At 63.8% G+C, this 1,585-nt stretch carries 1 pseudogene; it reads left to right on the top strand.

Annotated elements, in window-relative coordinates:
• Positions 1-118: 118 nt before the first annotated feature.
• Positions 119-1,545 (top strand): annotated as a pseudogene (locus GY937_00005) (IS3 family transposase).
• Positions 1,546-1,585 lie beyond the last annotated feature (40 nt).

Below are 1,585 nucleotides of genomic sequence, written 5' to 3' on the forward strand. Positions count from 1 at the left end.
ACCCTCTCTGCCAACAACAATGAGACACCCGACCCATCCAGAATTACTGTAGGGCGATGGAAGGTGTTTCAAGATGATCAACGATACGAATCCGCCTCAGCCGGCCTCTCGGGGGCCGGTGGAGGCGCGTAGCGCCGGAACCGGCCCCCGAGAGGCCGGGCGCGCCCCGGACGCGGAGGTGGTGGCGAAGCCGCAGCGGCGGCAGTTCACGGCGGCCTATCGGCTGCGAATCCTCGAAGAGGCAGACGGGTGCGAGAGTCCCGGCGAAGTGGGCCAGATTCTTCGACGGGAGGGGCTCTACAGCTCCCACCTGGCGAACTGGCGCAAGGCTCGACGCGAAGGGAGCCTGGTGGCACTGACGCCGAAGAAGCGCGGTGCGAAGCCCAAGGAGCGCAACCCGCTCGCCCCGAAGGTCCGAGAGCTGGAAGCGAAGGTGGCTCGCCTCGAGAAGGATCTGCACAAGGCGCACACGATCCTGGACGTTCAGGAAAAAGTTGCCGGGCTGCTGGGATTCAGCCTCGAGAGCGAGAAGAACTCGTGAACGCAGCCCAGGGATTGGCCCGACAGGTCGGGATTGCCCCGGCCTGTCGGGCCCTGGGCGTAGCGCGTGCGACGTTCTACCGCCGAACGAGGCCCGTGACCGGGCAGAAGCAGCCCCGAAAAACCCCTGCCCGGGCGTTGTCCTCCGAGGAGCGTGAGGCCGTACGCGCCGTGCTCTACGAGCCGCGCTTCGCCGACCGATCGCCGGGAGAGATCGTGGCGACGCTGCTCGACGACAAGAAGTACCTATGCTCGGAGCGCACGATGTACCGCCTCCTGGCCGAGGGAGGAGAGAGCAAGGAGCGTCGCGATCAACGACGCCACCCGATCTACACCAAGCCCGAGCTCATCGCGACGGCACCGAACGAGGTTTGGACTTGGGACATCACGAAACTCTTGGGTCCGCAGAAGTGGATCTACTACTACCTCTACGTGATTCTCGATCTCTACAGTCGTTATGCGGTGGGATGGATGGTCGCCGATCGCGAGAACGCAACCTTGGCCAGCAACTTGATCGAAGAGACCTACCGAAAGTACGGGGTGAAGCCCAATGAACTGGTTCTCCATTCGGACCGCGGATCCCCGATGACCGCCAAGTGCACGGCCCAGCTCCTCGCCGATCTCGGCGTCACCCGGTCGCTCTCGCGACCTCGCGTCTCGGACGACAACCCGTTCTCCGAGGCGCAATTCAAGACCCTGAAATACCACCCGGGCTTTCCGGGACGATTCCCTGGCCAGGAAAACGCCACGGACTACTGCCGCAGCTTCTTTCCGTGGTACAACCATGACCATCGGCACGCGGGCATCGCCATGCTCACGCCTGCCGATGTCTACTTCGGCCATGCCGAAGGCCTCTTGATCGACCGCCAGAAGGTCCTCACCGACGTCTATCGCAGCCACCCGGAGCGCTTCCCGCGAGGATGCCCCCAACCGGCATCCTTGCCCGAAGCCGTCTACATCAACCCGCCCGCGACCGAGGGCCTACAGCCAGGAGGTGCTCACTAAATCAAGAACCCAGGTGTCTCAAAGTCGTTGGCAGGTTCCG

It is taken from the genome of bacterium, assembly GCA_024228115.1.
GTDB lineage: Bacteria > Myxococcota_A > UBA9160 > UBA9160 > UBA6930.